General features: G+C 54.5%; 7 protein-coding genes. 3 read left to right on the forward strand and 4 right to left on the reverse strand.

Annotated elements, in window-relative coordinates:
* The first annotated feature begins 3 nt into the window (after window positions 1–3).
* Window positions 4–2,031: an FUSC family protein gene (locus tag U869_RS0108025; protein WP_025118935.1), complete on the forward strand. Its 2,028-nt coding sequence runs from the start codon at window positions 4–6 to the stop codon at window positions 2,029–2,031.
* A gap of 15 nt (window positions 2,032–2,046) precedes the next feature.
* Here U869_RS0108025 and sodC read toward each other — a convergent pair whose 3' ends face one another.
* Window positions 2,047–2,568, reverse strand: a complete 522-nt coding sequence (gene sodC / locus U869_RS0108030) for a superoxide dismutase family protein (RefSeq protein ID WP_025118936.1) — start codon at window positions 2,566–2,568, stop codon at window positions 2,047–2,049.
* A gap of 240 nt (window positions 2,569–2,808) precedes the next feature.
* Here sodC and U869_RS0108035 point away from each other — a divergent pair, with 240 nt between their 5' ends.
* Window positions 2,809–4,167 carry a histidine phosphatase family protein gene (locus U869_RS0108035; protein WP_025118937.1) on the forward strand — a complete coding sequence of 453 codons (1,359 nt, stop codon included), beginning with the start codon at window positions 2,809–2,811 and terminating at the stop codon, window positions 4,165–4,167.
* Window positions 4,168–4,209: 42 nt separating this feature from the next.
* Here U869_RS0108035 and U869_RS0108040 read toward each other — a convergent pair whose 3' ends face one another.
* The 3 genes from U869_RS0108040 to U869_RS29280 form a co-directional block, all read right to left on the reverse strand.
* Window positions 4,210–5,106, reverse strand: coding sequence for an aldo/keto reductase family oxidoreductase (locus tag U869_RS0108040; RefSeq protein WP_025118938.1), 897 nt, complete (start codon window positions 5,104–5,106; stop codon window positions 4,210–4,212).
* Window positions 5,107–5,215: 109 nt separating this feature from the next.
* On the reverse strand, window positions 5,216–5,455 hold the full coding sequence (locus tag U869_RS0108045) for a DUF1289 domain-containing protein (protein ID WP_025118939.1): 240 nt from the start codon (window positions 5,453–5,455) through the stop codon (window positions 5,216–5,218).
* 102 nt (window positions 5,456–5,557) lie between these two features.
* On the reverse strand, window positions 5,558–6,388 hold the full coding sequence (locus U869_RS29280) for a LysR substrate-binding domain-containing protein (RefSeq protein ID WP_081795901.1): 831 nt from the start codon (window positions 6,386–6,388) through the stop codon (window positions 5,558–5,560).
* 156 nt (window positions 6,389–6,544) lie between these two features.
* Here U869_RS29280 and U869_RS0108055 point away from each other — a divergent pair, with 156 nt between their 5' ends.
* Window positions 6,545–7,186 (forward strand): NAD(P)-dependent oxidoreductase, encoded by a 642-nt coding sequence (locus U869_RS0108055; RefSeq protein ID WP_025118940.1) that lies wholly within the window; start codon window positions 6,545–6,547, stop codon window positions 7,184–7,186.
* Window positions 7,187–7,324: the final 138 nt, after the last annotated feature.

The raw sequence follows: 7,324 nt of genomic DNA on the forward strand, positions 1-7,324 counted from the left end.
TGTGTGAACCTGCCTTTTCTTGAATGGAAGCGCTCGCCCTGGGGTAAAGCCACCGCAGGGCAATGGCGCTATGCGTTACGCAACACCCTGGCAATGTGCCTGGCGCTGTGGGTCGCCTTTGTCTTGCAGTTGGACGAGCCCTATTGGGCACTGACCTCCGCCGCCGTAGTCAGTTTCCCCACGGTCGGCGGCGTGATCAGCAAGAGCATTGGCCGCATTTTTGGCAGCCTGCTTGGGGCAATGGCCTCACTGCTGATTGCCGGTTGCCTGAACGATCCCTGGCTGTTCACCCTGTCGATTGCCAGTTGGTTGGGCTTGTGCACCTACATTTCCAACCACTACCAGAACAACGTCTCCTACGCCTTTGCCCTGGCGGGTTACACCGCCGCAATCATCGTGTTTGGCACGGTTAACATTACCGACACCCAGCAGATTTTTGATATCACCCAGGCACGCGTCTGCGAGGTGATCACCGGTATCCTGTGTGGCGGGCTGATGATGATGATCCTGCCCAGCACCTCGGATGGTGAGACTTTGCTGGTATCGCTACGCCGTATGCACTTACGCCTGCTGGAACACGCCGCCATGCTGTGGCAGCCGGAAATCAGCCTGCGGATGCGCACCTCTCATGAGGGCGTTATCGGCCAGATCCTGACCATGAACCTGCTGCGTATTCAGGCCTTCTGGAGCCATTACCGGCTACGCCGGCAAAACAATATTCTCAACTACATGCTGCATCAGCAGTTGCGCATTACCAGTGTGATTTCCAGCCTGCGCCGCATGTTGTTAAACTGGCCAGACCGCCCGGAAAATCTGGCTGCGGTGTTGGATCAACTGCTGACTGAATTACGCGACCCCACGACCAATAAATACCGGCTGGCACATATTCTGGTTGCCATCGCCCCCCAGGATCCCACCGATTACCGCCATCGGGCTTTCTTCTTGCGCCTGCGCCACTTTTGCTGGCTCTATCTGCGCTGTACCCGCTGGTTGCAACGACTGGAAAACGCCACCCAGGTCAGCGATATCGAACCGCCCCGCGTCACCTCGCTAGCACGCCATACCGACAGCTACGAAGCCGCCTATAATGGGCTACGCACTTTTCTGTGTATTCTGATCGGTTGTGCTTACTGGATCACCACCCAGTGGGATGCAGGCAGTTCGGCGCTGACGCTGATCGCTATCAGTTGTGTGCTCTATTCTTCTACACCTTCGCCGATCAAATCCATTACCACCTTACTGAAGGCCATGTCCCTGCTGTTTGCCTTCTGCTTTGTGATGAAGTTCGGCCTGATGATCCAGATCGATGACTTCTGGGTATTCTGTGCCTTTCTGTTCCCCACCCTAGTGACGATGCAGATGTTGAAGCTGCAAAATCCCCCCTATGCCCCGCTGTGGGGCCAGTTGATCGTGTTTATGGGATCGTTTCTCGCGGTGACCAACCCGCCGAGCTACGATTATCAGGGCTACATCAATGACAGCCTCGCCAAGATTGCTGGCGTGCTGCTGGCGGGATTGGCCTTCCAGATCCTGCGGCCCAGTTCGGACAAACGCAAAAGCCGCCGCATTATCCGCGCCTTACGCCGTGATTTTATCGATCAGTTGAGCAAGAAACCGCAGCAAAGCGAAAGCCAGTTTGAGTCGCGTATATATCACCGCATCAGTCAACTGAATCAAAGCCTGGATCAGGAGGCTCGCACCTGGCTGTTGCGTTGGGGTGTGGTGTTGTTGAACTGTAGCCACGTGGTCTGGCAGTTGCGCGAGTGGCAAACCCGGTCAGATCCGCTAGCTGCCGTACGAGACGTCTGTATTCATTGTCTGAAGGGAGTCATGACCGAGAAAGGGGTACAGCATACGTCACTGGACGCCACCTTGCAGGAGTTGCAGCGCATGAGTTCAGCACTAGCCCAACATCCTGAACAGGCCGCCCGCGATTTGGCTGGGTTGATTTGGCGGCTTTACTGCTCACTGCAACAACTACAGCAGGCAATCATCCCACCGGAAGCGGCAACAGCGCCCACGCCAGGCTGACGCGGGCGGCTGGACTTACTTGATTACGCCACAGGCGAAGCGATCGCCACCACCACCCAGAGGTTTGGGTTGATCGGAGTGGTTATCGCCACCGGCGTGTACCATCAGCGCCTTGCCTTCGATTTCGCTGATTTTCTTCAAACGCGGAGCCAGCACCTGGGTGTCCGCCATACCATCCGCCGTTACGTAAATTGCAGGCAGATCGCCCAAATGCCCATCGGCATAAGGGCCAAGGTGTTTACCGGTTTTCTGCGGATCAAAATGACCACCAGCTGCCAACGCGGCTACCGCCTTGCCGTCTTTCATCCCCGGCTCACAGCTGCCTTTTTCATGCACGTGAAAACCATGCACACCGGCAGGTAAAGCTTTCAACTGCGGGGTGAACAACAGGCCGTAAGGCGTTTCACTAATGGTGACTTTACCAATATCCTGCCCAATTCCCTGGCCGGTCACCAGATTCATTTCGACATCGACCGTTGCCGCCTGAGCCACGCCACAGGCCACTAAACCCAATGCCGCACACCAATAACGTTTCATCAATCAACCTCCATGCGATAGTTATAGTCCTTAGGGAGTATATACCGAATAAATCCTGCTACCGCCGGAAATAGCCATTAATCAGGGCCACATGCGAACTCGCTATAACATTTTGTGACCTCCCTCCCGCTATTCCTTGGCATTTTGCCACTCGCCATCGACACGTGTCATTAACGCAAAGGTACCCATACCGGTTATTTCCTAAGCTGCAATCTCGCTGATAATTAAAAGGAATAGTGCGTGAAAAAGAAAATAATCCCTCTGGTGACTCTGTTATTAGCCATGGTATGGCTACCTGGCATGGCTCTATCGCAAACGACAGTGCCCATACCGCACGATCAGGCCAACGCGGAGCAGCCAAAAACGCTGCGCTTTTATTTAGTTCGCCACGGGCAGACCTACTCCAATATCAAGGAAATGACCATCGGCGGTGGCGGTAACGCCCAACTGACACCGAAAGGTCGTTACGACGCCAGTAGTTTAGGGCTGGGGTTGGCAGAAGTAGAGTTTATCGCCGGTTATAGCAGCACTCTGGGTCGAGCCTATGAAACCGCCAACCAGATTTTGCGTGGCCGCAACATGCCGGTGAAACAGATTGAAGATCTGAAAGATATTTCCTGGGGTGATGCCGAGGGGGGCCGTATCGACGATCTGACGGCAAAATTTGGCCATTCAGGCAACGACTTCGCATTTTATTTCGGTACCTATAACGATCCCGCCTTCAAATCGCCGGTCAATGCCGAAAATATGTCTGATTTCTCTGCACGCTTTGAAAATGCGTTGCGACAAATTGCAGCCCAGCATCCCAATGAGAATGGCAATATTCTGGTCACCGCCCACTCATCGATGGCTTTCTACCTGCAAAAATATCGAGCCAACCAACCGTTGGCCGGGCTGGCTAACACCAGTGTCTCGGTATTGGAATTAAACAAGGGTAAATTCCATCTGATCGATTTTAATAATACTGATTATCTTAAATCCGGCTACGCCAGAGAAAAAGCCCTATCACCGCTGGAAATCATCCTGATCGTGAATCCACTGACCCAGTTGCAGCAAGCTGGCGTCATGGAAGGCACCACAGATTCGGATTTCACCGCCGCAGGCGAAAAAGCTAACCAGCAATTACACCAAGCACTAAAATCTACCCGGTTTATCGCGGCTTATAGCAGCGAATTGGGGCGCGGTTACAAAACTGCCCAACGTGTGATGGCTGACCACCAAATCCCGATCCAGCAAGATAACCAGTTGAATGAAATGTTCCTGGGACATTGGGAGGCCGAAAAGGTGGCTACGCTGAAAGGCGACCCGAGCAAAGCGGCAAGAGACCTGTTCTCGGCAAACAATCTGATCCATTTTGTTTCGCCAGATGAGGGAGAAAGTGGCGAGAACGCCGCCTATAGATTGGATAAATGTCTGTCTGCTATCGGTCAGAAATATGAGTTTAGCCAAGGTAAAGTGATCGTCTTCACTCATCCGTTAGTGTTGAACGCGTTCTTCAACAAACGCTTGCCCGACTCCTCATGGCAACCAAGCCAAAGTGCGCAAGTTGTCACCTTAACGTATAAAAACGAAACCTTCAGCGTTCAGCAAGTGAAATAGCGGTACAGAGGCTGGCACGATGCCAGCCTCTGCTAGCTGGACTCAAGGAACGTCGTAACCCAGCGCCGCTTTACGAATGCGGAACCACTGCTGGCGATTCAATGTCAGCGCTTGCGCCTTCAGGGCCGAACGTACGCGCTCGATTTTACCAGAGCCGATGATCGGCAACGGTGCCGAAGGCAGACGCATCACCCAGGCGTACACCACCTGTTCAATGGTTTCAGCACCAATCTCTTGCGCCACGGTCTGTAGTTCATCACGTAACGGCTGGAATTCGGCATCGCTGAACAACCGGCCGCCCCCCAGGCAAGACCAGGCCATAGGTTTGATACGCAGTTGCTGGCATTGATCCAGCGTCCCGTCGAGGATCGCGGGCTGATAGATCGGGGAAATCTCCAGTTGGTTAGTTGCCAGCGAGAATGGCAGACGAGACTGCAACAGGGAAAACTGCGCTGGCGTAAAGTTCGAAACGCCGAAATGGCGTACCTTGCCGCTTTTATGCAACGCCACAAAGGCTTCTGCGACTTCATCGGCATCCATCAACGGATCGGGACGGTGGATCAACAATAAATCCAGGTAATCCGTATGCAGATGCGATAACGACTGCTCCGCGCTGTGCACAATATGCTCGCGATCGGTAATGTAGTGACCGATCGGGTTGCCCGGTTTGGCCGTCGTCGCGATACCGCACTTGGTCACCAGTTCCATCCCCTGGCGCACCGAAGGCTTGAGCTTGATAGCCTCGCCAAATGCCTGTTCGCAGGCATAGCCGCCATAAATATCCGCATGATCCGCCGTGGTCACCCCCAGCTCGACGTGCTGCTGGATAAACGTCAGCAACTGCTGTGGTGACATGCCCCACTCCATCAAACGCCAGTAGCCGCAAATCATGCGCGAGAACTCAGGCCCTTGTGGCGCCAGCTTAATACGATTCAGCATTGTTAAACCTCATGACAGTAGTTAACGCCAGCATACACAAGCGGCCAAGGCGTAGGAAACGCTAAAGGGGCCTTAACGTGCGGCAGATCGGGAAAATCGACAATAAAGTTTAAAACAGCGAGGGTTGCTCAGGCGGTATTTCGTCTGGTTGCTTGCCGGCCCGTAGCGATCTCAGGTAACGCTGGCGGCACAGACGCAGGACGTCCTTCTTCTGTACATCGTCCATCTGCATCCAGCCGAAGCGCTCCTCGCGGCTGCGCAAGCAACCACGGCAATAGCCACGCTCATCGGCCTGACAAATGCCACGGCACGGGCTGGGGATGTCAAAGAACTCGAGTTGCTGCGCCACACGTCCTCCTGCGTTGTACCGTTAATTGAAGACGTCATCGGCAGCAATGGCAAGCGGCTTTTCCCCATGTCGGCGAAAATAATCCCGCAAATAGTGCAGCGCCTAGCGTGTTTTCTCCGGCAGCACCCTTTCCAGCGTCAACGCATGTAGCCGGTATGGCGCTGGCCGCCATTGGGGTAACAGGGCAATTAACTCCCCCCGACGCAATTCGTCTGCAATCTCATACAGCGGTTGGCCGGAAAGCCCCAGACCATGACGGGTAAAGGCCCGGATCACGTTCATGCTGCCGCTGACGACTTGCCCCGCAGCCAGACGCAGCTTGAATATTTCACCCGCCTGATGATGTAAATCGAGATGCATGCCATGACCGCTGCTGGTGATCCAGCGGTGTTGTACCAGTTCCTGGGGCGTTTCTGGCACGCCATGCTGGCTAAGATAGCGCGGCGCACCACACAGCACCATCGGCCAGGCGGCTAACGGGTGAGCAATCAGGTTGGTATCTGCCAGTTGCAGATTTACGCGCAGCGAGATATCCACTCGTTGTTCAATCATATCCACCACCTGATCGTCGGCCAGAATGCGCAGTGTCAGCTTGGGATGCGCCAGCAGTAAGGGAGCGAGAGCCTCCGCCAAGGGGCCGCTACCTATGCCGACCGTGGTGGCAATGCGTAGCTCACCCACCAACGTATCCCGCAGCTCCGCCAGCCGTTGCTCGGCCCGTTGTGCTTCCTGCAACATGGCTTCACAGCCGGGGTAAAAGGCTTCTCCCGCGTCGGTCAGAGCCAAACGACGAGTCGAGCGATGCAATAACGGCACCCCCAGCGCCTTTTCCAACGACCGCATATGTTGGCTGACTGCGGAGGGCGTCATTTGTAGCCGGCGGGCCGCGGCCACGAAGGATCCTTCGGCCACCACGGTGGCAAACACTGCCATTCGATGCAATTTATCCATGATTATGAAGTTTTACTTAATCAAGAAAGCATGAATATGCCACTAATCACCACGATTGTTAAGGCTTATAGTATTTCTACTGAGCCGCCACTGAGTGGTACGGCAACCCGCTAAACAGTCGTTAACAGGAGAGACCCTATGAAAGTCGTCGTTATTGGAGCAACCGGTTTTGTTGGCCGCCACGTCGTGGATGAAGCCCTGTCGCGCGGCCTGCAAGTGACCGCCATCGCCCGGCAGAACAAAGATCTGCCAGATCATGCCAATCTTACCGTTGCTCTGGGTGACGTGGCCGACGGCCAGTGGTTAGAGCAACAATTGAGCGGGCATGATGCGGTGATCAGCGCTTATAACCCAGGTTGGGCGGAATCGGATCTGTACGAGAAAACCGCCAAGGGTGCCCAGCAAATTCTGGCGGCGGTAAAAAAATCCGGGGTTAAACGCCTACTGTACGTTGGCGGCGCCGGTAGCCTGGAAGTCGCACCGGGGGTTGAGCTGGTTGATACCCCGCAGTTCCCGGAAAACATTCGTCCGGGTGCCATGGCGGTACGGGATTTACGTAATACGCTAAATACGGAAACCCAGTTGGATTGGACCTACCTTTCCCCTGCTGCATTGCTGGAGCCTGGCAAGCGTACCGGGCAATTCCGTTTGGGCACCACACAGTTGCTGATGAATGGCTCAGCACCGGCCAGTATTTCGGTGGAAGACCTTGCTGTTGCCATCATCGACGAAATTGAAAAACCGCAGTTCATCAAGGCGCAGTTTACCGCCGCCTATTAATAGATAGGCCAGCGGCTGCCTCTCAGCAGCCGCTGGCTACTTCTAAGGTTATCTTAAGTTTCATCTGGTAAATTTCAGCGCATTACCTCATAGCAGGATCCCGATTTAGCAATGCGCTTATACCCGTGATCATTGAAG

Origin of the sequence: Serratia sp. H1w, assembly GCF_000633355.1 — a bacterium.
Classification (GTDB): domain Bacteria; phylum Pseudomonadota; class Gammaproteobacteria; order Enterobacterales; family Enterobacteriaceae; genus Chania.

Excerpts from the sequence above, each read along its gene's own strand:
- sodC (WP_025118936.1), bottom strand. The coding sequence starts at position 2,568 with ATGAAACGTTATTGGTGTGCGGCATTGGGTTTAGTGGCCTGTGGCGTG.
- U869_RS0108040 (WP_025118938.1), bottom strand. The coding sequence starts at position 5,106 with ATGCTGAATCGTATTAAGCTGGCGCCACAAGGGCCTGAGTTCTCGCGC.
- U869_RS29280 (WP_081795901.1), bottom strand. The coding sequence starts at position 6,388 with ATGGCAGTGTTTGCCACCGTGGTGGCCGAAGGATCCTTCGTGGCCGCG.
- U869_RS0108055 (WP_025118940.1), top strand. The coding sequence starts at position 6,545 with ATGAAAGTCGTCGTTATTGGAGCAACCGGTTTTGTTGGCCGCCACGTC.